Source organism: uncultured Winogradskyella sp., assembly GCF_947501905.1.
In the GTDB taxonomy this organism is placed as follows: Bacteria; Bacteroidota; Bacteroidia; order Flavobacteriales; family Flavobacteriaceae; genus Winogradskyella.
The window spans coordinates 242,003-263,962 of sequence record NZ_CANMXL010000004.1 but is presented as its reverse complement, the minus strand read 5'-3'; the positions used below and the strand labels follow the sequence as shown (position 1 = coordinate 263,962).

Here is a 21,960-nt window from a genome sequence, read left to right as displayed (position 1 = left end):
ATGAAAGAGAAAAAACCAGATATGGTGGTTTATGATGAAGAAAAAGAACAGTATAATGCTGCCTTTTTACCCTATGCTACAAGTTTTAGTGCGCCACAAATCAAAGCACCAAATAACGGTAGTTGGAAAAACTCTCAGATATATAAGGCTAACAAACATCTAAAAACAAAATATGAAGCTTTAAAAGCTGAGTATGAAGCATTGATGAAGATTCTAGAATATAATGAACTTATCACTGCTTCAAAATTTAGTTTTGAGCCTTTAATAGGAGAGATTTATCATTTATATAATAATGCAAAGGACCAACCCTTCTTATCTATTATTAATCCAGATACTTGTGATTTTGAACATTTAGGAAGTTTTCGCTTGACATCAGACTATTTATGGGAAAAGGTGGACTCTAAAACCCAATCAATAGCATTAAATCATTAATTTATATAGATATTCTTGAAATTATATAGCATAATCCATCTTTAATATTATATTTAGGCACACAAAAAAACAGTATCAAATAGTACATGGGTAGATCACAACAGACATTTAGTAAAAGTGAAAAAGAAAAAAAGCGTTTAAAAAAACGTGAGGATAAGCGTAAGAAAATGGAGGCTCGTAAAGCCGAAAAGGAGGCGAATGGAGGTTCTGACGGTATCCCGATTGCTTATGTCGATTATAACGGTAATCTTACGGACACACCGCCAGACCCTGAGAATAAGATAGAAATTGAAGCAGAAACTATTGAGGTAAGCATACCAAAAACCTTGCCTGGAGAAAAGGAAGAAATTGACCCAATTAGAAAAGGAAAAGTTAACTTCTTTGACTCATCAAAAGGATTTGGATTTATTATTGATGAAGAAAATAACGAAAAATACTTCTGTCATGTTAGCGGCTTAATTGACGAAATTGCCGAAAATGATAAAGTAGAATTCGAGCTCGAAAAAGGACAACGTGGTATGAATGCTGTAAGAGTAAAACGCATTTAAGTTGCGTTAATAATCATATTAAAAAAGCCATTATCATTGATAGTGGCTTTTTATTTGTGTCATTTCGTTCCGATAGCTATCGGAAGCAGTCGAGATCTCATCTGCTTTTCTTTAATTATAGATTCTTCGACAAGCTCAGAATGACATCTATTTATAAATAGGCTTATGCATTCAGTATTTTATATACCAACGTTTTTGTAAGAGTTTTACCATTAGCTTTTTGACGCAATAGCTCGTAAGAAAATCTAAAATCGCAACCCGATTTATAATCAGAACAACCATAGGCGGTTTTCCCTTTGATTATGGTGCCTTTTTTACATTTTGGACAAGCATTTTCTGGTGTTTGAGTTTGAGAATTTGCTTCTTTTTTGGGTTCTAATTTTAATTTGAAATCGTCATCAAATTGCAATAGACCTTCTGTAGTTACATTGTTGATTTTAAACCCTTTAAGATTTAATGTCGAACCTTTACTTAAAAGTCTGACTAACTGATTTTCTGATATTTTTTTATTCTCAAATTTAAACGGTAACGTGAAATCACAAGACGTTCCATAGCGGTTACAGCCAAAAGCCGTTTTGCCTTTAATCAATTGTCCTGATTTGCATTTTGGGCAAGCTTTTCCAACGACACCTTTAGATGTTTTTGATGTTGCCTTTACTGTTTTTGCAGATTTGTTATTTACTGCCGAAATACGTGTCGTGACTTTCTCCGTCCGAACTTCATAAACCAAGGCATCCACCATACGTTTCATACTTTTTATAAACGCAGATGCAGAATACTCGCCTTTTTCAATATCTTTTAGCTGTTTTTCCCAGGTTCCTGTTAATTCAGCTGACTTTAATAATTCATTCTGAATCGTATCAATGAGTTGAATACCAGTAACCGTAGGCAAGATTTGCTTCTTATTACGCTTAATGTATTTACGTTTAAAAAGCGTTTCAATAATATTAGCACGTGTCGATGGACGTCCGATACCGTTTTCTTTCATGATATCTCGCAACTCTTCGTCATCCACTTGTTTCCCAGCAGTTTCCATAGCACGTAGGAGAGAGGCTTCGGTATATTGATTAGGTGGTTTGGTCTGTTTTTCTATAAACGACGGCTCATGTGGGCCTTTTTCGCGGTCTTCAAAAGTAGGCAAGAGGCTTTCTTTTTTATCATTAGTTTGGCTAGACTCAAACACTACGCGCCAACCTTTAGAAAGTATCTCTTTTCCGGTAGTTCTAAATTTTACATCTGCCGCTTGTCCAATAACTATAGTATTAGACACTTTACAATCCTCATAAAACACAGCGATAAAACGTTTTACAATCGCATCGTAAACCTTTTGGTCACCATGTTGCGTACTAATTTGCATTCCGGTAGGAATAATAGCATGGTGATCTGTGACTTTTTTATCATTAAAGACTTTCGCAGATTTCTTTATTTTTTTATCGAGTAGAGGAGACGTCAATGCTGAATAGTTAGTCAGCTTGCTTAAAATCCCTTTTACCTTAGGATAGACATCATTTGGTAAAAACGTGGTATCTACTCTAGGATATGAGATGGCTTTTTGCTCGTACAAACGCTGCGCAGCTTTTAAAGTCTCATCTGCAGACATACCAAACTTGGTATTGCAATAGACCTGTAAACCCGTTAAATCAAAGAGTTTTGGCGCGTATTCTGTACCTTTCTTTTTGGTGACGGATACAATTTCAAATTGGTCTTTCTTGACTTTATTGGCCAATACTTCACCATCTTCCATTTTAAGGAAACGACCTTCTTCATAATTAAAAAGTGTGTCTCTGTATGTCGTTTGCAATTCCCAATAGGGTTGAGGCTTAAAATTTTCTATTTCCTTAAAACGTTTGACTAACATGGCCAAGGTTGGTGTTTGTACACGACCAACGGATAAGACTTGCTTGTAACCGCCATGTTTTACGGTATATAAACGTGTCGCATTAATACCTAATAACCAATCACCAATAGAGCGCGAAAAGCCCGCATAATAGAGATTGTCATAGTCTTCAGAAGGTTTTAAGTTTTCAAAACCTTCTTTTATAGCTTCAGTGGTTAAAGACGAAATCCAAAGGCGTTTTACCTGACCTTTATAATTGGCTTCGTTTAACACCCAACGCTGAATGAGTTCACCTTCTTGTCCCGCATCACCGCAATTAATGACCACTTCAGCTTTATCAAACAAGCTTTTTACAATGTTGAATTGCTTTTTTATGCCATCATTATCCGATACTTTGACTTCAAATTTCTCAGGAAGCATGGGCAAGTTGTTTAAATCCCAACTTTTCCAATAAGGTTTATAATCACTAGGTTCTTTAAGCGTGCAGAGATGTCCAAACGTGTAAGTCACAGCATAACCATTACCTTCAAAATAGCCATCACGCTTGGTTGAGGCACCAAGAACAGCGGCAATTTCGCGAGCAACACTAGGTTTTTCGGCAATACAGACTTTCATTTAATATGTAATTATTTACAAGCAAAATAAAGAAATTTATAATGTTAGAGCAGCAGAAATCTACTTTATAGCTTATTAATATTTGTATTGTTATATACATTTTATTCTATACTGCACATTTGTAATACAATAGATGTTTAACATTTTAGGTTATCAGATAAATTTTACCTAATTTTAACAGTACCTTATCTAACATCGACTACATAAATTATTGTTATCCCTAATTTACTACCACCTATTAGAAGAGTAGCTCAGTACAGCTTTACTAAGCTATGTTTTATGTAATGATTATTTAATATGTCTAATATTTTTGATATGATAAGTTAGATGGAATTATGTTTATCTAGAGTTCAAGATGAGATTACTAAAAAAGATCTTTCCTATGTTTTAAAAAATCCATGGAAATTTTCGACTTATGAGTGGAAGCTCTACAATATCCACAATGAAAAAACAGCATTTGACACTTTAATGGAACAGTTTGAATTATCTCGTAAAGACGGATTTAGCAAGATATTTTCGACGCCAGATAATTTGCCCTTACTTATCTTAATGGCAGTTAAGGTTAGTGACACCAAACTAGATTGCTATTTAGTTGCTAGTAAGCATATGGAAGAGAATAACCAAGCCTTAAAAGTAACTTTTGAAATGCGGAAGATTTTAGAAGAACAATCTACTAATTATAAAGGTTGCACGCTTGTAGTCTATTCCCAATCTAAAGAGACTGAGAAACAAATGTCTTGGTTGCGATTTATTGGATTAAAATATAAGCCAGAAGGTAATGTTGGAAATCATCGATATTTTGAATATGAATCAAGAGCAAAACTTTAAATGTATATCTAATTAATATAATTTTAACTTAAACCACACAAATTATGGGACAACCACCAGGAAATACAGTAATTACATTGACTGTAGATACAGATAACATTGAACCGAACAGACAAAGCATAAATGACAATGTTGTTTTTACGGACAATCAAGGTGATCCGGGAGAAAATTCGGGCAGACCGGATTTGTATGTATCAACTGTAAATAAAGGCAAAAATTGCACTTGGCAAGGCGTTGCAAAAAATGGAAGAGATAGCATAAATATTACTGACGTAGCTAAAAAGGCTGTTGGTGGTGGTGCAGATATTTTAGAAGAAATTACTTTAGGAGATCCAATTAACGAACCCAAAGTAACCTCAACTGTAAAAAGCTCAATTATTAACGGGACTGAGTCTTATAACGTCACTTTCATAATAAATAAAAATGCGAATCAGGTTTATACAGTAGACCCAAAATTAAAAATGAAAGGATCTAACTAAAATGCTAGCCCTATCAAATAAACTTACCTGTTATTTTTTTATAACAGGTATTTTCTTTTTTATTAGACCTATTTATTGTCAAGATCAAAAGCTTGCTGACAGTTTAATTTCAGTATATAACTCAGGTGATTTTAGCAATGAGTTAGAAATTCTTTTGAATATTTCAGATAATGAAACAAATCCAAATATAGCTCTTGATTTTTCTGAAAAGTTAATTATAGCCTCCAGAGGAGAATCAAATACAGAATATTTGCACTATGGCTTTTTAGCCAAAGGAAATCATCAACTAAATATGGGAAGTAATTCTGAGGCACTAAGTTCATATTTAGAGAGTATAAAATATGCTGAACAATTTGATTTTGCTAGAGGAATTGGAGAAGTAACTATATCTATAGCTGATGTTTATTCAACAATGGGGAATTCAATAACATCACATACCTACTACGAAAAAGGTATAGATATTTTAAGAAATCTAAAAAAACCTAGTCTTGCAGATTCTATTTCTCTTGGAACAGCTTTATTTAATCAAGGAGATGAATATTTTAGAACTATTAATTATGACAGAGCATTAAGGTGCTTTATAGAAGCAAAGAAGATTTTTAAAGATGTAGATTATCTAATAGGTTCAGCTTACAATATTGGTAATATAGGCATGATTTATGCCGAGCAAGGCAAAGATGATTTGGCCTTAAAAAATATCAATCAAGCCATGGATATTTTAGAAGAATATGAAGACTATTATGCTATTTCAGAGTATCTAACAACAATGTCTGATATTTATGTAAAACAAAATGACATGGAAAAAGCATTGCACTACGACAAAAGAAGTCTAGATATAGCCAAAAAATATGGACTAAAAAAGCAGATTAGCGATTCAAACTTAAGTTTGTCAGAACTTTTTAGAGAACTTGGCGATTGGGAGGCAACTTACATCCATTTTAATGAGCATATTATATACAGAGATAGTGTACGTAATTTAGAGGTCATTGAAAAAATGGCAGATCAAAGAACTATCCATGAAGTATCACAAGAACAAGCTAAAACATCATTATCAGAACAAAAAAGAAAGAACCAGCGTATTGTGATTTGGTCAACAGTTGGTCTTACTTTTCTAATTGGGTTATTAGCCTACGGCTTGTTTAGACGTAATATATTTGTGCAAAAAACCAATAAGATTATTGCGAAAGAAAAAGAACGTTCAGATAATCTCTTGCTCAATATTCTGCCTGAGGATACAGCAGAGGAATTAAAAGAAAAGGGTAGAGTAGCGGCTAAAAAATATGATATTGTTACGGTGTTATTTTCAGACTTTAAAGGCTTTACCAGTTATGCTGAAAATTTATCTCCAGAAGAGTTAGTACAAACTATAGACTACTATTTCACCCATTTTGATAACATTATGGAGAAATATGGCTTAGAAAAAATTAAAACCATAGGTGATGCGTATATGGCAGTAGGTGGATTAAGTTTTGATGATAATGATACTCAAGCAAAGCAAATGCTTTTGGCAGCAAAAGACATGAATGACTTTGTAAAGAAGGCTAAGAACGACACACACACTTCAGCTACCTTTGATATAAGAATTGGTATTAATACAGGGCCAGTTGTAGCAGGAGTTGTGGGCACCAAGAAGTTTGCTTACGATATTTGGGGTGATACAGTTAATATTGCAGCACGAATGGAAAGTAATTCTGAGGCTGGAAAAGTTAATATTTCGGAGAATACCTACGAAATTATAAAATCAGATTTTGATTGTGAATATCGCGGAGAACTCGCAGTTAAAAATCATGGAAAGATGAAAATGTATTTTGTAAATTGCTGAAAAATAACAGTATATGTCTCGTCAAGATCCAAATAATTATTGGGAACAATTAGAACGTTTAGAGAAATTAATTCGTGCATCAGAACTTAAGGCTGGAGTACTTTTTTCCTTTCATAGTTTAATCTTGGGGCTTTTTGCTGATAGATTAGATACTTTTAAGGATGTTTTTGTTAGCCATACATTTATGATTATTCTACTAGTCTGCTGGCTACTTTTGGTTGGGATATCTATTTTTTATTGTTTTAGATGTTTTCGGCCTTCAATGGACCTGTCCTATAAGAAAAATGTGTTTTTCTTCAGGGATGCTGCCAATATGTATACAAATACAGAAGACTATACAGAAGAGCTTATACGCATCTGCGGTTCTGAAAAAGAATTATACCAAAAATTAGCTGAGCAAATCCATGCTGAGAGTAAAATTATTGATAGAAAGTTTTTAAATGTAAGACGTTCTATTGCAACTTTTGCGTTTAGCTTTTTAGTCTTGGTAATTATGGGGATGTTTTGGGGATTAACCTCATAATAACTAAGAGGCTTGTCTGTGGTCTTGTATAGAGCGCTTAATTTGCAATAAGTGCGATACAATAGAAGAGAGCTCAATTCTGAGGAAACGGCGGTCTTTTTTGCTAAAATCCTCAATATGGTGCTTGTAAATAGATTCTATACCATCTTTAATAGAAATAAAGAAACTATCGTCGCTAGCATCTAAGTTTACAGAACTTTTAAAATTGCTTTCTTGAAGTAACCAATACGATAAACTATTGATTTGCGTGAATAAGGCTAAGTTTTTATCCATAATACATAAGTTTTAAATCGAGGGATTATGCAATTTAAAAACGGATGCTTATAGTTTGGCTATATCATAGCTGACTAACTTAATTTTTCGCTAAGTGTTTGTAAATGGATGATACAGTAGAGAAGAGTATTGATAGTTTGCAATAATTTATATTTTACATAATATAAATTATAGTACATAATTGTATTTTAAAAAAAGCCTTTTAGGGCTGATTATTTTGAATGGTTTTAATCATCTTTAATGCAGATGCATAACCATGCCAATAATTGAAAAGCATGTCATCAGATGTAAAACATTCATTCATGTTTTGTTCTGATTGAGTAATCTCGCCATCTAATAAATCATCTTTAATAGTTGCCATTAGTTTTGAGATGTTTCGGGAAAAGTTAAAATATCAAAATGCTGAATATTAATATTAAGATTTTGATAAACTTCACTTTCAGTTTTTGAAATTGAAAAAGTTGGTTTTCCTTGAATAAGAATTTTGATTCCTTTTTTAAGGTGTTTTGTTAAACTTTCTGGAGGTGATTTAAAATTTTTAAAGCACGTAAACCAATCGGTTTGTTCGACTTCATTTCCATTTACCTCATATTTTTCTGAGACTGCTACATTTAGCATTAATGAAAATTTGTCTTTTTTCTTATTTATAGTGGCATCTTTACCAAGATGGCCCACAATAGTTATTTGTTTCATATTGAATTAGATTAATTTAAAACCTAATTTTCTCCACTACGTCAAAGAACAATTACAGGTATAAAATTAACTAAAAAAATTGAATAAGGAGCAATAATTTGCCAATGAGTATAAAATCATTAGCAAAACATTAGCAAATTTGATTTTTTAAAAAAGCATTTTTAGGTGTTATTATTATTACAAATTCAAAAAGAAGTTTTTTTATATATGAATTATTAAATAATGTTGTTGATGTTGTTGTTACAAATGAAAAGCGTTTTTTTATATATGGACTGTTGTTGTCCTGTACCTTTAATGAGGAAAGTTTTTTTTCGAAGCTGTTATTATATAGGAATACAATAATTTTTTTTATATAAATTAAGATATACAAAAATGTATCTTTAAGATTTTTTTTAAAAAATGACAGGATAGTTATTGCATCTATTCTAAAAAATGCAACAACTCCTAATAATGAAGAAATAAATCCAAGAATTTCCAAAAAATCCATATTTCAAATTTAACTATTTGTTAGTAAATAAGCAAAAAGTTAAAATACTGATAATCAATAAGATAACTTTTTAAGAATTGTTTTTTTATTAAATAATTGATTATGAATGTTTTAAGGGGTTAAAAGGTTGCACTATTGCAACCTAGTACGAGATGTTATTTGGGGCTCGTACATCGTCTTTCATTTCCGCTTAAAGCGGGTCTTTTGATTCGTTTCTTTTTTTTTTCGAGTACAAAAATCGGGTTACACTTTGACAAGGAAGCGTTTTTATGCGCCTTAAAAAGCTTTTCTGGCGATCTGAATACAGATACGCCGTAAAGCTAGATTTACACGCTTAAAACGTTCACAGATGTCAAAGCCTCCACCCAGTACTCGAAGTATCGAAAAAAAATAAAAAACTAAAAAAATGTTTTTTTTCACAGGTTTGCGGTGTTGCCTGTATTAAGCCGTAGAGTTAATAAAATCACAATGAAAAATGTTATTAAAGACCTAAGAACTGGTAAGATTTATTTCGATGATGGAATCATTAGAAATTTTGAAGAATTATTAGAAGAGAACATCAGTTTTGATGATGCGAAAAAGAAGTACCCTAACATAATAAAAGTTTAAAAATGAAAGATTGGAACAATTATTTAAAAACTCAGTTTTGGGGTGGATTTGTAGCAGGTGGGCTTTTTGTTACTGCGATATGGATTGGAGCGTATTGTGTAATGCTTTTTAATGAAATGCCATTATGAAAAAGTTAATGATAATAATTGCGTTTTTTACGCTTAATATTTCAAACTCACAGGACAAAGTTTCCTTAGAAGTTTTTCAAGACGCTAAACTAATGTTTATCGGTGATGGTGAACGTTACGAAAAAGGTACTATCAATATCATAGGACGTTTAAAAATGGAAGGTTTACAATCAAAATACGGTTTTTTAACTGTATTTCCAGAATATGAATATGCAGAAATACAAGGTATTTATAAAAGATATTCAGCAGGGATAGGATATAATTTCAACAGACTAATTATAAATAATTGGTCCGTTGAAGCATTTATTACCTACGGCTGGATTGATAGAGATAATGCATCCTCATTCTCCTACTCTTTTGGACTAGGAAGCTACTATAAATTAAATAAATCATTTAGCATCGCTTTGCTAGGCCAAATGACTGAAAGAAAAGATTTGAAAGTGCTTTGGAATGATAACGCCTTACGTTTTAGTGGATTTTTTGGATTAAAAATTGGACTATGAGTAAATACATAGGAAATAAAAACTTCTCAAATGTATTCCCCACGCTTTGCAACATGATTCCTAAAGCTGAAAGGTATTTTTCTTTATTTCTTGGTGGTGGTGGTGTTGAATTTTCTAAAGAGTTTATTAATTGTAATTGGATTGCATCAGATAAAAACCTGCAGGTGCAGAAGAATTCTTCTTCTATGGCCCTTAGATTTTATTCTGATTATAAAGAGTTGTTAGAAAAGGAAAAAATAACTCAGAATGATTTCATATTTGCAGACCCACCTTATTTATTTGATTGTAGAAAAAGTAAATCAAAATTATATAAAGATGAATTCAACTACGAGGACCATGTAGAATTTTTAAACTACATGATATCTCTGCAGTGTAGAATTTTAATAACACATCCATCTCATTTACTTTATGAAAATAAATTAGTAGAATGGGAAAGAAAAGAATTAAAATACATGACACGTGGTGGATGGTATCAAGATAATATTTATACAAATTATTTTCCGGACCACGTAGAGTTATTTTGCTACAATTATCTTGGAAAAGACAGAACAGACAGACAGAGAATAAAAAGAAAAAGAAAAAATGTCTTAAAGAAAATAAATTCTCTATCATTTCATGAAAAGAAAGCGATACTATCTGAGCTGTCGAAGTTGAATTCAACTACAATACCAGGGAACGAAGAACAAAACAACTACACTGGAGTGTAGAAAAAACGCTTAAGACAAAATAAGACTTAAGCGTTTTAAAACAAATTGAAAGTTCGGAGTTACTCAATTCGTAATTCAAATCCTCTAAACTGCCCTTTAATGGCTGTTACCTCATTATCATCAGAATCAAAAGACTTGATATTGTTAAATAAAAGTATAATTTGGTTATGTTGTGTAACCTCAATTATTTTTTCAGTACTTGAATCATAAAAAATAATATTGTTGGCGTTTGTTCCAATGGTTGTAATACCAAAGTAATAAACCTTTTCTTCTGATTCAGTTAAATTTGAAAGGTCAATTTCTAATAAAGGTGTAACGTTAATTTTTTCACCTTTATATTTTTCTTTTAAAACAGCTTTTGCATGTTTTACACTATCTAATGTGAATTGCATAATATTATATTTTTAATTGATACTGGTGTATTGTTTGATTTTTCAAAGCATACAAATAGGATTCGTCAGCTGTTATTGAAAATGTATATAAATCATCTATAATTGGTAATTCTTTATAGTTAGAATTATTATAGGATGAAAGAACATATTTAGTTGATAGATTAAATAAAAACAATTTACCTGTTCCGGTAGCTAGCAAAATTGCGTCACCATTTTTTACAAAAGAAAAAGCAACAACAGTAGCACCAATTTCAGCAGGAAAATTATAGGTAGTAGATAAAACCATGTTTTGAATATCAACAGCATTTGGCATAGTATAAACATGCAGTTGATTTAAGGGCTGTATAGGTAATATATACATGGTTCTATTGTCTGTAGACCATTCAAAACATCTATGATATAAAGCAGCATCAGAAAACTTTACGGCAGGTGTATAAGTAACATGATTTGTAGCATTTTTAAAATCATAGTTAGCGCCTAATGTTTTTAAATGAATTGTTCTACCTAAATCGAAATTAATACCATAAACACCGTCCTTTGTAGCACCAACAGTATAAGGAGTATTATTCCATTTTCCATCATCAACAAAAGTAAAATTGGAATTTAAATCATTTGGAGTATCAAAAACGAATCTGTTAAATTGCTCTAAACCTGCATAACTTTGTGCTATTAAAATATTTCCAGATGGTGAAACCATAAGACCTCGATAATTTTGAATCGCACCGGTATTAGCTTCTAAATCAAAAGTATTTAATTCAGCTAAAGAGAAGTTATTTGCAGTTTTATTTAAAAGTCTTTTTTTCATTAATCTATTACCTCAATAGTTACGATATTGAAAACTCCTTTTACAAATCCGTAATCAGTACTCTCAACAGTAATACGATTCATTTTGGTGTTATCTGATGAATATGCACCTATAATTTTATCTGCATTTGAAAATGCTAAAGTTTCAGAAGTTTCACTTTGAACTAAGTAAGTTCGAGTTATTGTTTTTAATAAAGGTGGTTCATTAGTAAAAGTGAAAACAGCGTTAGCGTTTAAAAAGTAACCCTGTGTTGTATAAGCTTTTAAATCAACATTAATGTTACCCCCTACTCCTATATTGTCTTTTACGCTTCCGTAGATTTCTTCCTCTAATGGTGCGGTATTTGAATTATATACTTGCATTATTGACGTTTTTTAGTTTTTTCGTATGTTCTACCACCGAAATAAGCAAAGTAAACTGTTAATAATAAGGATTGAAGCAAGTCAATCCAGTTATCTTTAACGAATAATGCTTGAGAAGAATCTAAGATTATTATTAATGTTGTAGAAAAAGTCAAATACGCCAAAGATAATGGACGTATATTTTTTGAAAGCCATGAATCAGATTCCATATCCGAAGCCCAACGAGATGAAATTTCTTTTTGCTCATCTAAATCTAATTTAAGAAGATTTAATGCGTGTTGCATTTCTTCTTTAGTTAAATCTTTATCAGTAGTTAAGATAGTTTTTAATGCTTCCTTTGGGCTTCCTGTAGCTAATTCCATACCCGCATCAACTAACTTTCCTAGAAGTTTAGATTTACCTATAGAACGCAAAAAATCGCCTACTCTAGTAGTGCCATTTAATTCTTTGTATGACTTCTTTTTAGGGTCACCTTTTTCAAACATAATTAATTGTTTTTTGGTTTGTTAAACCAGATATATAGAGTTAAAATACTAACCGCTATGCTTAAATACCATGTTAATTTTTGTAAGTCCATAAATCAATTATTTTCAGAAATTTGATTTTTTAAAGAATAATAATTTTCCTTTAAATCGTCTATATTCTTTTCGTTTTTACCTATCTGCTTGGCATTATGCTTTATTTCTGAATCGTTATTAACCTGTCCTTTCCCTAAACTCATGACTTCGCTTAAAGTCCAAGCACTTATGCCTAAAATCGCTGTTAATGTGATATTTATAAATTTATCTCGCATTCTTTTTAATAATTGCTATAAGCAGTATAATAAATAGCATACCAGTGCTAATTAGAGTTTTTTTTTCAAATACAAATTTCTCCAAGCGTTTTAACCAACCACTTAAAAACTTAGCTTGAGAACCCACAGCAATATTTTTATAAAACTGTTTTCTAACCTCTTTAAACTCATTGAAAAGAGTTTTAGAGTCTACGGAATTAATGGCATTTAAACTTAAAGGCCCTATAATTCCATCAACAGCTAAATTTTTAGAAAATTTATAATTCAATAAATCTTGTAATTTTTTAACAGCAGTTGGAACACCAGAATTAACAGCAAAATCAACAAGTAAATTTGCCACAGGCTGGCTTAAAATTTGAGAAGCTTTTACCTTATCCCAATAAAGACTTTTATAGATACTGTCGGCTGTTGATTTCTTCATATTACGCATATCTGATTCTGTTGGGTATCTATTAAGATAATCCTCATAAACAGGAGCAGAAATACCATAATTTGTGCCAACTAATTGACCTAATGAATTATAGTTACCCGAATCGTCTGGGTCTTTCTGATAACCACCCTCAACAGCTGTTAATAATGGTAAAAATGAAAGGAAATTTGACATTAGTAACGTTTTTTACAAGTGGCTCTACCCTTTAAAAAAGATTTCTTTTGGGCCGAAATAATACTTAGTTGTTTTATCGCTATTGAACTACCTCTACCGCCTGACCTTTTTAGGCTTTTCATTTTTTTCCCAATACGAGACAAAGAACCTTTTCCTTTTTGTCTCCATGCCCAACGATATAAAGCCTTTCTCTTGGCTTTTGTAGAAACTCTGTTTTTTGAACCTGAATTAATTCTCATAGAATATGGATTTATGTCAGATTTAATATAAAAAGTATCTCTTGGATATTTTCTGCGTGCAGAAGAAAGCTTTTTTAAAGCATCCTTTTTATACTTAAACCAACCTATTGATATATTATTTTCTTTGTTATAGACTGAATACATTTTTAGTCTTTAATTTATACTCTAATTTTAACTTCATTTTTAGCCTAGTTTCTCTGTAATCAAAATAAATTTTGAAGACATAACCAATAAGTAATATTGGAGAAATTAGGACTAAACAAAATAGAAGAATTAAAAACACAGGTAATCCAAAAAGAACGATTAAAATCATTATTAATGGTGATGTTTTTTTTCTTTTATTATTTTCGTTATTCATTTTATTGTTATGAAAAAAATTAGAAATATTATCGATGGGGAATTATTTGAAGAATTTATCTTAGAAAATGTATTCAATCCAAAAGATTATGACATTTTAGAAAAATCGCATCCTTATAATGACAAATACTATGTTTTGTCAAATAATAATCCAGACTATAAATTCAAGTGCAAAAAGACTAATAGAATATTTTGGATAGAATGTAAATTCAAAAACGAGTACAATATGTACGATGATTTTTTAGAATTTAAAGAAAGCCAATTCAAAAGATATAAAAAGCTAAAAGAACCTGTTTTTTATATTATAGGAACTGGAGTTTATGTTCAATGCGTTGAAGAATTAAGTATAATTCCCTACGATGAAATGTATCCAAAATTATTTTTAAGTCAATTTGATAAATTTAAAATACCTATCGACTATATTTCTGATTTCAATGAACTATTAGAACTTACTACTAAAAAACCTTAATCTGAGGGAATGTTTGTCTTATGTAGTCTTGTTCTTCTTGATTAAATTCGTTAGACATAATTTTTATTAAATCATGTTTAGAACTTGTTAAAGGGTCGCCCTCGTTACCCCAAAATTTCGAATACTGTCTTAAACCAAATTTGTTATAAACTTTATTAAAGTCGTCTTGATTATTAAGCTTAGCTAATTGAGCATAAACCAAATCTTCATTAGTACCACCTAAGTACGTAACAAGAGCGGTATAAAGAGTTTCAGCAATTGTTTTTGCCTCAACATCTGTTATAGTTGCACTAGATTGAGGAAATAAATCATCATTATCTAACTCCTCATCGTCTGAATTAAAAGTTTGAAAAAGACTTTTAAGATTTGAACTGAAAATAACTAGACCCACAATAATTAATATTGGGGTAAAGTTTTTCTGGAGTGTAGTTACAATTGAATTCATCTATTTAAATCTTCATCATTTAATCTTTCGTATTCCTCAGCATCTTTTTCAGTTTTCAGAATAGGATTAGGAACATTAATATCATCTAGTCCATCAGCGATTTTTATATCTGATAAATCATTAGCTAATTGAGAGTCTAAATCTAAATCACTCTCAGAACTCGCCTCACCGTCTTTATTCGGTAATAACTTTTGTAACAAACCTTTTTTATAACAAAAAAAAAGTATGACAGCAATTGCTATTGTTTTTAGATTAATTTTCATCTACGACGTCTTTTTCTTCTTTTAGTAACTCTTTTCCTTTTTGGATAAGAGTAATTTTTACGTCTCTTAGACGTTGTTCTACGACGACGTTTTTTCCTTTTTGGTTTACCTACACTAGAAATAGTGTAAATAACATCATCACATATTTGTTTTAAGTTTATCATAGTTGATTCAATTAAATTAATCCAAATAATTTTGCAGCTGCATAAGCAATTCCACCATATACTAAAGTATTAGAACGACTTCCATTGTTTGGTTCATTTGGTGGTGTTGCACCCCCAGAAGAACCCACAGAAGCACCTGTATTAATGCCTGATGCCACACCAGTTAAAGGTGGTACAACTTTAAATATTCTAATAGAAGTGGATTCAAGACTTTTTGTACCAAAATCTCCACCGTTATGCCATTGGAAAACCTCATCAAGTTCTTTATGATTTCTCACTTCAGAACTATTTGTAACGGTGTAACCTGCGGACTGAAGACTATTAACTAAACCATCAACAACGTCTTTTCGCATTTTTGTAACTACGTCCATTGCTTTTTCATGTGCCGCCTTGGTTGAGCCTGCATTTGCATGATGCTTTCTTAAATACTTATAAGCTAAGTAAACAAAGGCATGAAATGCATCTATGTAGGAAAGTGTTTCACCTATATTAGAGTCATTCATTTTAGAAACTGAATCCTCTATGATTGGGTTCATATAGTTACTAAGCGTTTGCATTTCCTGTTCTGGATTAGTGCCAGCACCCCAAGAAGATAAGCCGTATTGAAAAACGTTACTTAAATTTTGCCCTAAGTCAAAATCCAAGATTCCGCCTAAAATGTTGGTAATATTACCAATGCCTCCGAAACCTCCTAAAAGTCCGCCTAGACCTCCTCCAGAGGCAGTACCACCGACTGCACCTCCTAAAGCACCGCCTAAAGCACCACCTCCAACTGCACCGCCACCTAATAAACTATTTGATAATCTCATATTATGTGTTTTTATTGTTTATTCAAACATTTCTTCAGAATCTTCATTCGAGAAAATTCTTTTAACTTCTTTCATCAAAAGGACATACAAAAAGGGGATTAAAAGACGAGCTAAAACTCCCTCATGAACCTTATAGTAAAACCTACCAATAGGGTCTTCACTATCTTCTGTTGCTTTTTCAAGTTCCCATTTCTTTACATCATTATGTAGGATTTGATACTCTTGACTATCAGTCAATCCCATCTGCTCCATTAACTTAAGTGGTACTCCGAATAATTTCATTTTTTTTTATGATTTAAAGAAAAAAGCCATGCCGTTTAAGGCACAGCTTTTTAGAGTTAATTAATCAATACAAAACCGCCTTAAACAGCCATTTTTTTAAGAACCATTATCTTAGCGTCTGCATCCACACCTGTATTTAAAGATGCTCGCAACTTAGCATTTGATATAGGCTTTCCGTCGTAAATACATAAGTGCTTTACGTTTGAGCTTGGACTATATTGAATAGCCATGTTATTTTCCAATACAACTTGATTTTCTGAAACATCTTTATTGAAGCCTGTTGCAGTCAAGTTGATACCACTAACTGGTTTCGCTTTACTTGAATTGTCATAATGAGTTGTAAAATCATGACATAAAACTATTTTAGTAATATTATTACCTAAGTTTTCATCAACGTTTGTTGTTCCAACTTCATAAGGGATCATTTCAACAATGTTCAAAACAGATGGCATACCGTTTGAAGGAACTGTTTCAAACTCAACTTCAGAATGAGTAGTACTCAAACTTGTAAAAGAAGTGTTCTGAACCTTACATTTTACTTGTAGCTTATCGCCGACACCGAGCCTAAGAACACCCCCTAACGATATGGCTATTGTATAGCCATCAGAACGCGCCTCCCTGAAAACTTCATCTCTAGTCGAGTTAGCTGTTTGAACAGCTAAAATATCGTCTAGAAAACCATTAAAAATGAATTGAGGCACTGTCCTTCCTCTTCGGATAACTTTAGCCTCAACAGAAATTTTGTTCAAATCAGCGATTGCGCAGACAGTTGAGCCGTCAGACTGCAATGCCTTAAAGTGGAATAATAAAGCATCGATTGTTTCACCAGTGATAGTGATAGTTTTATTTGAATTAATTTTTAAAACGTCGTTCATAGCTTAATTATTTATTAAAGATTTTACCAATGAATGGTAGTTTTTCACTTACGAATGCTGTAATCTTAGAAGCATTAAAAGCCGCTAAAATTGTAACAACACCCAATACTAATAAGGTGGTTAACATTCCTCTTTTTTTTCTAGTCATTGCCATAAGATGGTAATTTTGTTGTTTTTAAATACAGGACTAAATTATTGTGAGATTAAAGGGAATGTTATTTTGTCGACAAATAAAAATTCAAATTTTAGACTGAAAATGTATATTTTTTATAGTGTTTTCAAGTATTTGAGCCCTTTTAGCTTTTTTTAATAAAAAAGTCAAAGTTTCTGTTATTGTCGACAAATCATTTGAATTTTTAAATTCAATTATAGTATTGTAATCATTAATTGAAGCACGAATCTGTTTAGTATCAGCCATATCTTTTCATATTAGGTTTTAAATAAAATTTGTTTTGATATTCTAATCCTTTAGTATTAAAATAATATTGTCTATAAGACAATTCTACATTTGTATTAACTTTAGTCTGGAGTGTAGTTTCAAAAATCTCAAACATTTCTAAGTCTGCTTTTAATCTTGAATAAGTACTTTTACCCATTCCTGTCTCCTTCCTTATTTCATGAAGTGATTTTCCTTTTTCCATTTCCTTAAGAATGCTCAAAAGTCTCAATACATTTACTCTCTTTAATTTCTTTTCCCTTTTTTGTTTTGCTGTTAATAATTCAGTAGCATTTACTATTATTTTGTTACCCTTTATAATTGGTTTTCCTGTTATTGAATTAACAGTTAAAAACTTATAATCTTTGTTATAAGAAGATACTCGTTTATCTACTTTAGAATTGTATTCCTTAATTTTTGAATTTATTGTTTCAAATGCATCTAATTGCTTAATTTGAAACTGCTTTACTATTTGAATAAACTTATCGACGCATAGGGTTAAAAAATCTTCGCAAAAAATACCAACGTCCTTTTCAGCTAGTAGACTGTGTTTATATCTGAGATGGGATAATTTATATTTATCAGTTTTAACTGAATAATCTTTATTATTTTCAGACACATAGTCGCGTATAACTTTACTATCTGAAAGAGTTAATGAAATAGTCCTATTATAAAACTTATTTAAAGCTTTATGTATTTTAACTTCTTCTTTAGTTAATGAATTATTATCCATTTGAGGACTATGATAAACAGCATGCACCTTTTTATATATGTGTTGCATTTCTTGATAATGTTTATCATATTTTCTAAATACTTTTCTTTTATAATTGTATTTAAAAAAGTCGCCTCTCAAAGATATTTCATATCTCAAAACCTTATCCATTTCTTCTTTTAAAAAAAACGTCTTAAATGGAACAATTTTTTTAAAATGAGACGCAGTTTTATTTAATTCTTTTTTAGTGTCCTGTCTAATGAATGAAGATTTATCTTTTAATTTATCCTCAAACAAAGACATCATATATTTAGCAGAGAAATTGTTTTCATAAACGTATTTCTTTATGACGGGATTTGAACGCAAATAATTATCAATGAATTTTTGGTTAAAATCTAGATGCTTTTTCAAATCTCCATGTTTGGAGGAAATGTATTCAGTTCCTTTGTGATATATTTTAAAATATGCTCCACTAGAAGTATGATAGGTTAATGATGTTTCAAAAGTTTCATGCTTTTGACCATTTGCTCTATGCTTTCTTTTCAGTATTTTTTTTTGATGTTCTAAGTAATTTAAAGCATGATTTTTTGATTGATGATATTGGTTGTAACAAATATCAACTCTCTCAATTGTGATATAGTTCTTGTTAGGTAAAACATCTATCTCAAACATTTTACACATATCGTCAAAAAAATAATCTATAAACTTTAATAGTCTTTTGTGAAGTATTTTTTTTTGCTCTACAAGCTTAAATAAATTAATATTATCGTTAAAATCCCTACTTAAAGCCTGCGGTATAAATTCGGCAAGCGAATGTTGATATAAATACTTAGGAATGGAGACGTTTAAATCAATATATCCAGCACTTTCGTTAATAGAAAATGTTACGGCGGAAACGGAACTTGGTCGAGAATATTTTCCGTTAACGCGTAAATTGGTTTCTTTAACTCTTGTTTCATCTTCAAAACGCATGATTGATTTAATTAACATACGTTTATTAGGACGGGTTTCACTTTCAAGTTTGAGGAAATCGTCCTCAGATATTAATTCTGTAGACTCTATTTCTTTAGATACTAAAGTGTATTTGTCAAAATATTTTCCTTGGTACTTTAGAAAAGCTTTATAAAGCTGATAATGTTCATCAACAGCATAATGAGTGGTATTATTATTATATGCTTTAATTTCTTCTAAAGTACTCAACTTCATAGATAAAATTCCATGAAGTCTTAATACTAAAGTATCAATCACTATAAAGTTCTTTTTTAGTAGTTAAATAAAATTCAAAAGCATCTACTGTATTTGAGTCATAATCTGCTAAATTTATTGTATTATTTTGAAGCTTATTATGCATTTGCTCCATAACAGTCTTTGAATCAGAAACACAAAGTTTTAATTTCTGAGAGATGGAAAACCATGCTTGTTTTTTTAAGAAATCTAATATCATTTTTTATAGAAGTATGGTTCAACAATATTTAAATCTTTGATATTTGATTTGACAGTAAAAAGCAGAAAATCGAAATAGATAACTTTTTTTTCTCCCGTTGATGTAGTCATCCATTTTTTGAAATTTTGATTGATTATAGTTTTATAAATATCAAGACCACAATTTTTATCTAAAAAAGAATGAAATTCGTTTAACTCAGAAATTAATAAAGTATCTTTTTTTACTAAGTATGCGTTGCATACATATTCATCACTTCCAAAGTCTACAAACTCGAATTTTTCTCCAAGCTTGTAGATTGGATTGGATGGTAATAACTCAACAAATGTTTGGTGCTGATGTTTAGGCTGTCCGTTTATTTTTATCCTCATCTTTTAGAATTCTGATTTTAGTTGAAACAGACTTTTTCAAGTCCAAAGACCTACGTTCTTCATTGTATTTATCGTAGAGGTAATTGACTTGCTTTTTTAATGGATAGATTTGATTTTTTAAAGAATAGTTTTTATTACGTTTTGAAGCTTCGTATAAAAGCTCAATCATTTCAAATAATGCATTAAAAGAATTAGATATTTTAAAAAAATGTGTATAGTTTTCATTTGCATATGGATTATGCAAAATCAAATCAAATTCTTTAGTAAATGAAGAATTAACTTCATTTATTCTATGTATGGTTATTGAATTGAAATCAAAATAAAAACTTCTATAAATTGAATTGACTTGCTGATGCAAGGAGTTTAATATTTTGATATTATCAGTTAAAACTTTCTTATAGATTCTAATGTAGTTCTTCAAAAAGGTCTTTGAAGAATGTTTAAGAAACTCGCCTCTCCCTATATGAATCGTATGCTTTTCGTGAAAATCCGAAAGCTTAAAATCGATTGATATCTGCTTCATTGATTAATTAATTTACTATTAAGGTAAATTGTAATCTTTGAGGTAGAGAGAAAAATAGGTGTATTTAACGTTTCGTTTAGTTAAACCCTGTTAACAGGGAGTTTAACATAGTATAGAATATAAATTATAGGGCATTTTGATTTAAATTAATCTGATGAAGATTATGACAAAACTATTCAGTAATAGTAATCTAACTACAAATGAATAATACTGTTATCGTTTGGGATTAACCTTTCTATTCTTAAACTCTTTTTCATTCAATTCTACTGGAACTTGTCCAGAATTTAGTGCTTCACAAAAATTCCTATTCATCCACAAAACTTCAGTTCTTTTTTTTACAGAACCATTGGAGCCTTGAGTTGTTGTTTCTATTTCTCTCTGAGACCAACCTTTTTCAGGAGTCAATAGATCACTATACAATTCATTTTGATAGCCGCTTATAAAAATCATAGAATTGGATTTACAAATGGAATTAAGCAAATCCAAATGAAAATTATAATCATTTGCTTCATTTTCATATCCATTTAACCTATCTCCTAAATAAGGAGGGTCTAAATATATTAGCGTAGCTGGTCTATTTGAAAACCGCTGAATTAGCTTTTTGGCATCTTTATTTTCAATTCTAACATTTTTTAAACGTTCAACCACCTTTTCTAGCCTTTCAGGTAAATTATTCCACCTATTTACTCTTGCTTCTTTATCATTTCTTGTATAAGAATCAGAATAAGAAAAACCACCTTTTGCTTCTCCAAAAGATCCATTTATTGCCATCATAGATTTTACTAAAAATTGTCTTGCTTTTTCTAAATCATTTACCTCTTCTATTGTTTCTCTAGCCAAAATCAACTCCATTTCTGCATATGGTGTTAATTTCACTTGCTCTTTAAGATTTTTAGAATTACTTCTCAATTGTCTAAATAGATTCACTATTTCTCCATTAATATCATTTATAATTTCAATTTGAGCAGGTGGTTTTGCTAAAGTAACAGCAGATGAACCACAGAAGGCATCTACCCAACAATTATGGGGTGGCAAATCTTTACATAATTCAAAGGCTAATTTATTCTTTGAACCAAAATATCCGAATGGTGGAGAGATTTTTTTATATGTTTTTTTTGTTCTAGTGTTCAAACT

35 protein-coding genes are annotated in these 21,960 nt (G+C 30.8%); 11 read left to right on the top strand and 24 right to left on the bottom strand.

Annotated elements, in window-relative coordinates:
• Both Q0770_RS11065 and Q0770_RS11060 read left to right on the top strand, forming a co-directional pair.
• Entirely contained in the window at positions 1–432 is a 432-nt protein-coding gene (locus Q0770_RS11065; RefSeq protein WP_299116914.1) for a DUF2452 domain-containing protein, read from the top strand.
• Between the two features lie 86 nt (positions 433–518).
• Positions 519–980 carry a cold-shock protein gene (locus Q0770_RS11060; RefSeq protein WP_299116913.1) on the top strand — a complete coding sequence of 154 codons (462 nt, stop codon included), beginning with the start codon at positions 519–521 and terminating at the stop codon, positions 978–980.
• A 163-nt stretch (positions 981–1,143) separates the two neighbouring features.
• Here Q0770_RS11060 and Q0770_RS11055 read toward each other — a convergent pair whose 3' ends face one another.
• A complete protein-coding gene (locus Q0770_RS11055; protein WP_299116911.1) occupies positions 1,144–3,432 on the bottom strand; it encodes a DNA topoisomerase 3 in 2,289 nt (762 codons plus the stop codon).
• Between the two features lie 327 nt (positions 3,433–3,759).
• Between Q0770_RS11055 and Q0770_RS11050 the strand changes: the two genes are divergently transcribed.
• Genes Q0770_RS11050 through Q0770_RS11035 form a run of 4 tightly spaced genes read left to right on the top strand, consistent with a single transcriptional unit; the run spans position 3,760 to position 7,084 of the window.
• The gene (locus tag Q0770_RS11050; RefSeq protein WP_299116909.1) at positions 3,760–4,260 is read left to right on the top strand and encodes a hypothetical protein; all 501 of its coding nucleotides are present in this window, start codon (positions 3,760–3,762) and stop codon (positions 4,258–4,260) included.
• A gap of 44 nt (positions 4,261–4,304) precedes the next feature.
• Positions 4,305–4,739 (top strand): hypothetical protein, encoded by a 435-nt coding sequence (locus tag Q0770_RS11045; protein WP_299116907.1) that lies wholly within the window; start codon positions 4,305–4,307, stop codon positions 4,737–4,739.
• A 1-nt stretch (position 4,740) separates the two neighbouring features.
• The gene (locus Q0770_RS11040; protein WP_299116905.1) at positions 4,741–6,561 is read left to right on the top strand and encodes an adenylate/guanylate cyclase domain-containing protein; all 1,821 of its coding nucleotides are present in this window, start codon (positions 4,741–4,743) and stop codon (positions 6,559–6,561) included.
• A gap of 13 nt (positions 6,562–6,574) precedes the next feature.
• On the top strand, positions 6,575–7,084 hold the full coding sequence (locus tag Q0770_RS11035; protein ID WP_299116903.1) for a Pycsar system effector family protein: 510 nt from the start codon (positions 6,575–6,577) through the stop codon (positions 7,082–7,084).
• 3 nt (positions 7,085–7,087) lie between these two features.
• On the opposite strand, the gene Q0770_RS11030 is transcribed toward Q0770_RS11035, so the two are convergent.
• The 4 genes from Q0770_RS11030 to Q0770_RS11015 form a co-directional block, all read right to left on the bottom strand.
• On the bottom strand, positions 7,088–7,357 hold the full coding sequence (locus Q0770_RS11030) for a hypothetical protein (protein ID WP_299116902.1): 270 nt from the start codon (positions 7,355–7,357) through the stop codon (positions 7,088–7,090).
• A 202-nt stretch (positions 7,358–7,559) separates the two neighbouring features.
• On the bottom strand, positions 7,560–7,718 hold the full coding sequence (locus Q0770_RS11025; protein ID WP_299116900.1) for a hypothetical protein: 159 nt from the start codon (positions 7,716–7,718) through the stop codon (positions 7,560–7,562).
• Entirely contained in the window at positions 7,718–8,050 is a 333-nt protein-coding gene (locus Q0770_RS11020; RefSeq protein ID WP_299116898.1) for a single-stranded DNA-binding protein, read from the bottom strand. The genes Q0770_RS11025 and Q0770_RS11020 overlap by 1 nt, the downstream gene beginning before the upstream one ends.
• Positions 8,051–8,180: 130 nt before the next feature.
• A complete protein-coding gene (locus Q0770_RS11015) occupies positions 8,181–8,537 on the bottom strand; it encodes a hypothetical protein (RefSeq protein ID WP_299116896.1) in 357 nt (118 codons plus the stop codon).
• Positions 8,538–9,005: 468 nt separating this feature from the next.
• On the opposite strand from Q0770_RS11015, the gene Q0770_RS11010 reads away from it, so the two are divergent.
• From Q0770_RS11010 to Q0770_RS10995, 4 genes are read left to right on the top strand one after another with little or no spacing between them, the layout of a single operon-like run.
• A complete protein-coding gene (locus tag Q0770_RS11010; RefSeq protein ID WP_299116894.1) occupies positions 9,006–9,146 on the top strand; it encodes a hypothetical protein in 141 nt (46 codons plus the stop codon).
• Between the two features lie 2 nt (positions 9,147–9,148).
• Entirely contained in the window at positions 9,149–9,274 is a 126-nt protein-coding gene (locus Q0770_RS11005) for a hypothetical protein (protein ID WP_299116892.1), read from the top strand.
• The gene (locus Q0770_RS11000; RefSeq protein ID WP_299116890.1) at positions 9,271–9,777 is read left to right on the top strand and encodes a hypothetical protein; all 507 of its coding nucleotides are present in this window, start codon (positions 9,271–9,273) and stop codon (positions 9,775–9,777) included. Before Q0770_RS11005 ends, Q0770_RS11000 begins: the two co-directional genes overlap by 4 nt.
• Complete coding sequence (locus tag Q0770_RS10995) at positions 9,774–10,484, top strand: hypothetical protein (RefSeq protein ID WP_299116888.1); 711 nt, start codon at positions 9,774–9,776, stop codon at positions 10,482–10,484. Before Q0770_RS11000 ends, Q0770_RS10995 begins: the two co-directional genes overlap by 4 nt.
• 59 nt (positions 10,485–10,543) lie before the next feature.
• Here the strand turns inward: Q0770_RS10995 and Q0770_RS10990 are convergent, their stop codons facing one another.
• The 7 genes from Q0770_RS10990 to Q0770_RS10960 form a co-directional block, all read right to left on the bottom strand.
• A complete protein-coding gene (locus Q0770_RS10990; RefSeq protein WP_299116886.1) occupies positions 10,544–10,876 on the bottom strand; it encodes a hypothetical protein in 333 nt (110 codons plus the stop codon).
• Between the two features lie 4 nt (positions 10,877–10,880).
• A complete protein-coding gene (locus Q0770_RS10985; protein ID WP_299116884.1) occupies positions 10,881–11,681 on the bottom strand; it encodes a hypothetical protein in 801 nt (266 codons plus the stop codon).
• On the bottom strand, positions 11,681–12,043 hold the full coding sequence (locus Q0770_RS10980) for a hypothetical protein (RefSeq protein WP_299116882.1): 363 nt from the start codon (positions 12,041–12,043) through the stop codon (positions 11,681–11,683). Before Q0770_RS10980 ends, Q0770_RS10985 begins: the two co-directional genes overlap by 1 nt.
• On the bottom strand, positions 12,043–12,528 hold the full coding sequence (locus Q0770_RS10975) for a hypothetical protein (protein ID WP_299116880.1): 486 nt from the start codon (positions 12,526–12,528) through the stop codon (positions 12,043–12,045). The genes Q0770_RS10980 and Q0770_RS10975 overlap by 1 nt, the downstream gene beginning before the upstream one ends.
• Before the next feature lie 95 nt (positions 12,529–12,623).
• Positions 12,624–12,836, bottom strand: a complete 213-nt coding sequence (locus Q0770_RS10970; protein WP_299116878.1) for a hypothetical protein — start codon at positions 12,834–12,836, stop codon at positions 12,624–12,626.
• Positions 12,826–13,440 carry a glycoside hydrolase family 108 protein gene (locus Q0770_RS10965; protein WP_299116876.1) on the bottom strand — a complete coding sequence of 205 codons (615 nt, stop codon included), beginning with the start codon at positions 13,438–13,440 and terminating at the stop codon, positions 12,826–12,828. The genes Q0770_RS10970 and Q0770_RS10965 overlap by 11 nt, the downstream gene beginning before the upstream one ends.
• Positions 13,440–13,823, bottom strand: coding sequence for a hypothetical protein (locus tag Q0770_RS10960; protein ID WP_299116874.1), 384 nt, complete (start codon positions 13,821–13,823; stop codon positions 13,440–13,442). Before Q0770_RS10960 ends, Q0770_RS10965 begins: the two co-directional genes overlap by 1 nt.
• A gap of 223 nt (positions 13,824–14,046) precedes the next feature.
• Between Q0770_RS10960 and Q0770_RS10955 the strand changes: the two genes are divergently transcribed.
• Entirely contained in the window at positions 14,047–14,505 is a 459-nt protein-coding gene (locus Q0770_RS10955) for a hypothetical protein (protein WP_299116872.1), read from the top strand.
• Here the strand turns inward: Q0770_RS10955 and Q0770_RS10950 are convergent.
• From Q0770_RS10950 to Q0770_RS10895, 12 genes are all read right to left on the bottom strand, one after another.
• Complete coding sequence (locus Q0770_RS10950; RefSeq protein WP_299116870.1) at positions 14,492–14,950, bottom strand: hypothetical protein; 459 nt, start codon at positions 14,948–14,950, stop codon at positions 14,492–14,494. The two genes, Q0770_RS10955 and Q0770_RS10950, sit on opposite strands and share 14 nt — an antisense overlap.
• The gene (locus Q0770_RS10945; RefSeq protein ID WP_299116868.1) at positions 14,947–15,150 is read right to left on the bottom strand and encodes a hypothetical protein; all 204 of its coding nucleotides are present in this window, start codon (positions 15,148–15,150) and stop codon (positions 14,947–14,949) included. Before Q0770_RS10945 ends, Q0770_RS10950 begins: the two co-directional genes overlap by 4 nt.
• A gap of 59 nt (positions 15,151–15,209) precedes the next feature.
• A complete protein-coding gene (locus Q0770_RS10940; RefSeq protein ID WP_299116866.1) occupies positions 15,210–15,377 on the bottom strand; it encodes a hypothetical protein in 168 nt (55 codons plus the stop codon).
• An 11-nt stretch (positions 15,378–15,388) separates the two neighbouring features.
• Positions 15,389–16,186: a hypothetical protein gene (locus tag Q0770_RS10935; RefSeq protein ID WP_299116864.1), complete on the bottom strand. Its 798-nt coding sequence runs from the start codon at positions 16,184–16,186 to the stop codon at positions 15,389–15,391.
• Positions 16,187–16,204: 18 nt separating this feature from the next.
• Complete coding sequence (locus tag Q0770_RS10930) at positions 16,205–16,468, bottom strand: hypothetical protein (RefSeq protein WP_299116862.1); 264 nt, start codon at positions 16,466–16,468, stop codon at positions 16,205–16,207.
• Positions 16,469–16,548: 80 nt separating this feature from the next.
• The gene (locus tag Q0770_RS10925; protein ID WP_299116860.1) at positions 16,549–17,343 is read right to left on the bottom strand and encodes a hypothetical protein; all 795 of its coding nucleotides are present in this window, start codon (positions 17,341–17,343) and stop codon (positions 16,549–16,551) included.
• 7 nt (positions 17,344–17,350) lie between these two features.
• Positions 17,351–17,491: a hypothetical protein gene (locus tag Q0770_RS10920; RefSeq protein WP_299116858.1), complete on the bottom strand. Its 141-nt coding sequence runs from the start codon at positions 17,489–17,491 to the stop codon at positions 17,351–17,353.
• 262 nt (positions 17,492–17,753) lie between these two features.
• Positions 17,754–19,739 (bottom strand): phage/plasmid replication protein, encoded by a 1,986-nt coding sequence (locus Q0770_RS10915; protein ID WP_299116856.1) that lies wholly within the window; start codon positions 19,737–19,739, stop codon positions 17,754–17,756.
• Positions 19,732–19,935 carry a hypothetical protein gene (locus tag Q0770_RS10910; protein ID WP_299116854.1) on the bottom strand — a complete coding sequence of 68 codons (204 nt, stop codon included), beginning with the start codon at positions 19,933–19,935 and terminating at the stop codon, positions 19,732–19,734. The genes Q0770_RS10915 and Q0770_RS10910 overlap by 8 nt, the downstream gene beginning before the upstream one ends.
• A complete protein-coding gene (locus Q0770_RS10905) occupies positions 19,932–20,303 on the bottom strand; it encodes a hypothetical protein (RefSeq protein WP_299116852.1) in 372 nt (123 codons plus the stop codon). The genes Q0770_RS10910 and Q0770_RS10905 overlap by 4 nt, the downstream gene beginning before the upstream one ends.
• Positions 20,275–20,826 (bottom strand): hypothetical protein, encoded by a 552-nt coding sequence (locus Q0770_RS10900; RefSeq protein WP_299116850.1) that lies wholly within the window; start codon positions 20,824–20,826, stop codon positions 20,275–20,277. The genes Q0770_RS10905 and Q0770_RS10900 overlap by 29 nt, the downstream gene beginning before the upstream one ends.
• A 213-nt stretch (positions 20,827–21,039) precedes the next feature.
• Positions 21,040–21,957, bottom strand: a complete 918-nt coding sequence (locus tag Q0770_RS10895) for a DNA adenine methylase (protein ID WP_299116848.1) — start codon at positions 21,955–21,957, stop codon at positions 21,040–21,042.
• Between the last annotated feature and the right edge of the window lie 3 nt (positions 21,958–21,960).

What these genes read in the sequence shown, in the direction of transcription:
- Q0770_RS11065 (WP_299116914.1), top strand. Translation starts at nt 1, where the DNA reads ATGAAAGAGAAAAAACCAGATATGGTGGTTTATGATGAAGAAAAAGAA.
- Q0770_RS11060 (WP_299116913.1), top strand. Translation starts at nt 519, where the DNA reads ATGGGTAGATCACAACAGACATTTAGTAAAAGTGAAAAAGAAAAAAAG.
- Q0770_RS11055 (WP_299116911.1), bottom strand. Translation starts at nt 3,432, where the DNA reads ATGAAAGTCTGTATTGCCGAAAAACCTAGTGTTGCTCGCGAAATTGCC.
- Q0770_RS11050 (WP_299116909.1), top strand. Translation starts at nt 3,760, where the DNA reads ATGGAATTATGTTTATCTAGAGTTCAAGATGAGATTACTAAAAAAGAT.
- Q0770_RS11045 (WP_299116907.1), top strand. Translation starts at nt 4,305, where the DNA reads ATGGGACAACCACCAGGAAATACAGTAATTACATTGACTGTAGATACA.
- Q0770_RS11040 (WP_299116905.1), top strand. Translation starts at nt 4,741, where the DNA reads ATGCTAGCCCTATCAAATAAACTTACCTGTTATTTTTTTATAACAGGT.
- Q0770_RS11035 (WP_299116903.1), top strand. Translation starts at nt 6,575, where the DNA reads ATGTCTCGTCAAGATCCAAATAATTATTGGGAACAATTAGAACGTTTA.
- Q0770_RS11030 (WP_299116902.1), bottom strand. Translation starts at nt 7,357, where the DNA reads ATGGATAAAAACTTAGCCTTATTCACGCAAATCAATAGTTTATCGTAT.
- Q0770_RS11025 (WP_299116900.1), bottom strand. Translation starts at nt 7,718, where the DNA reads ATGGCAACTATTAAAGATGATTTATTAGATGGCGAGATTACTCAATCA.
- Q0770_RS11020 (WP_299116898.1), bottom strand. Translation starts at nt 8,050, where the DNA reads ATGAAACAAATAACTATTGTGGGCCATCTTGGTAAAGATGCCACTATA.
- Q0770_RS11015 (WP_299116896.1), bottom strand. Translation starts at nt 8,537, where the DNA reads ATGGATTTTTTGGAAATTCTTGGATTTATTTCTTCATTATTAGGAGTT.
- Q0770_RS11010 (WP_299116894.1), top strand. Translation starts at nt 9,006, where the DNA reads ATGAAAAATGTTATTAAAGACCTAAGAACTGGTAAGATTTATTTCGAT.
- Q0770_RS11005 (WP_299116892.1), top strand. Translation starts at nt 9,149, where the DNA reads ATGAAAGATTGGAACAATTATTTAAAAACTCAGTTTTGGGGTGGATTT.
- Q0770_RS11000 (WP_299116890.1), top strand. Translation starts at nt 9,271, where the DNA reads ATGAAAAAGTTAATGATAATAATTGCGTTTTTTACGCTTAATATTTCA.
- Q0770_RS10995 (WP_299116888.1), top strand. Translation starts at nt 9,774, where the DNA reads ATGAGTAAATACATAGGAAATAAAAACTTCTCAAATGTATTCCCCACG.
- Q0770_RS10990 (WP_299116886.1), bottom strand. Translation starts at nt 10,876, where the DNA reads ATGCAATTCACATTAGATAGTGTAAAACATGCAAAAGCTGTTTTAAAA.
- Q0770_RS10985 (WP_299116884.1), bottom strand. Translation starts at nt 11,681, where the DNA reads ATGAAAAAAAGACTTTTAAATAAAACTGCAAATAACTTCTCTTTAGCT.
- Q0770_RS10980 (WP_299116882.1), bottom strand. Translation starts at nt 12,043, where the DNA reads ATGCAAGTATATAATTCAAATACCGCACCATTAGAGGAAGAAATCTAC.
- Q0770_RS10975 (WP_299116880.1), bottom strand. Translation starts at nt 12,528, where the DNA reads ATGTTTGAAAAAGGTGACCCTAAAAAGAAGTCATACAAAGAATTAAAT.
- Q0770_RS10970 (WP_299116878.1), bottom strand. Translation starts at nt 12,836, where the DNA reads ATGCGAGATAAATTTATAAATATCACATTAACAGCGATTTTAGGCATA.
- Q0770_RS10965 (WP_299116876.1), bottom strand. Translation starts at nt 13,440, where the DNA reads ATGTCAAATTTCCTTTCATTTTTACCATTATTAACAGCTGTTGAGGGT.
- Q0770_RS10960 (WP_299116874.1), bottom strand. Translation starts at nt 13,823, where the DNA reads ATGTATTCAGTCTATAACAAAGAAAATAATATATCAATAGGTTGGTTT.
- Q0770_RS10955 (WP_299116872.1), top strand. Translation starts at nt 14,047, where the DNA reads ATGAAAAAAATTAGAAATATTATCGATGGGGAATTATTTGAAGAATTT.
- Q0770_RS10950 (WP_299116870.1), bottom strand. Translation starts at nt 14,950, where the DNA reads ATGAATTCAATTGTAACTACACTCCAGAAAAACTTTACCCCAATATTA.
- Q0770_RS10940 (WP_299116866.1), bottom strand. Translation starts at nt 15,377, where the DNA reads ATGATAAACTTAAAACAAATATGTGATGATGTTATTTACACTATTTCT.
- Q0770_RS10935 (WP_299116864.1), bottom strand. Translation starts at nt 16,186, where the DNA reads ATGAGATTATCAAATAGTTTATTAGGTGGCGGTGCAGTTGGAGGTGGT.
- Q0770_RS10930 (WP_299116862.1), bottom strand. Translation starts at nt 16,468, where the DNA reads ATGAAATTATTCGGAGTACCACTTAAGTTAATGGAGCAGATGGGATTG.
- Q0770_RS10925 (WP_299116860.1), bottom strand. Translation starts at nt 17,343, where the DNA reads ATGAACGACGTTTTAAAAATTAATTCAAATAAAACTATCACTATCACT.
- Q0770_RS10920 (WP_299116858.1), bottom strand. Translation starts at nt 17,491, where the DNA reads ATGACTAGAAAAAAAAGAGGAATGTTAACCACCTTATTAGTATTGGGT.
- Q0770_RS10910 (WP_299116854.1), bottom strand. Translation starts at nt 19,935, where the DNA reads ATGATATTAGATTTCTTAAAAAAACAAGCATGGTTTTCCATCTCTCAG.
- Q0770_RS10905 (WP_299116852.1), bottom strand. Translation starts at nt 20,303, where the DNA reads ATGAGGATAAAAATAAACGGACAGCCTAAACATCAGCACCAAACATTT.
- Q0770_RS10900 (WP_299116850.1), bottom strand. Translation starts at nt 20,826, where the DNA reads ATGAAGCAGATATCAATCGATTTTAAGCTTTCGGATTTTCACGAAAAG.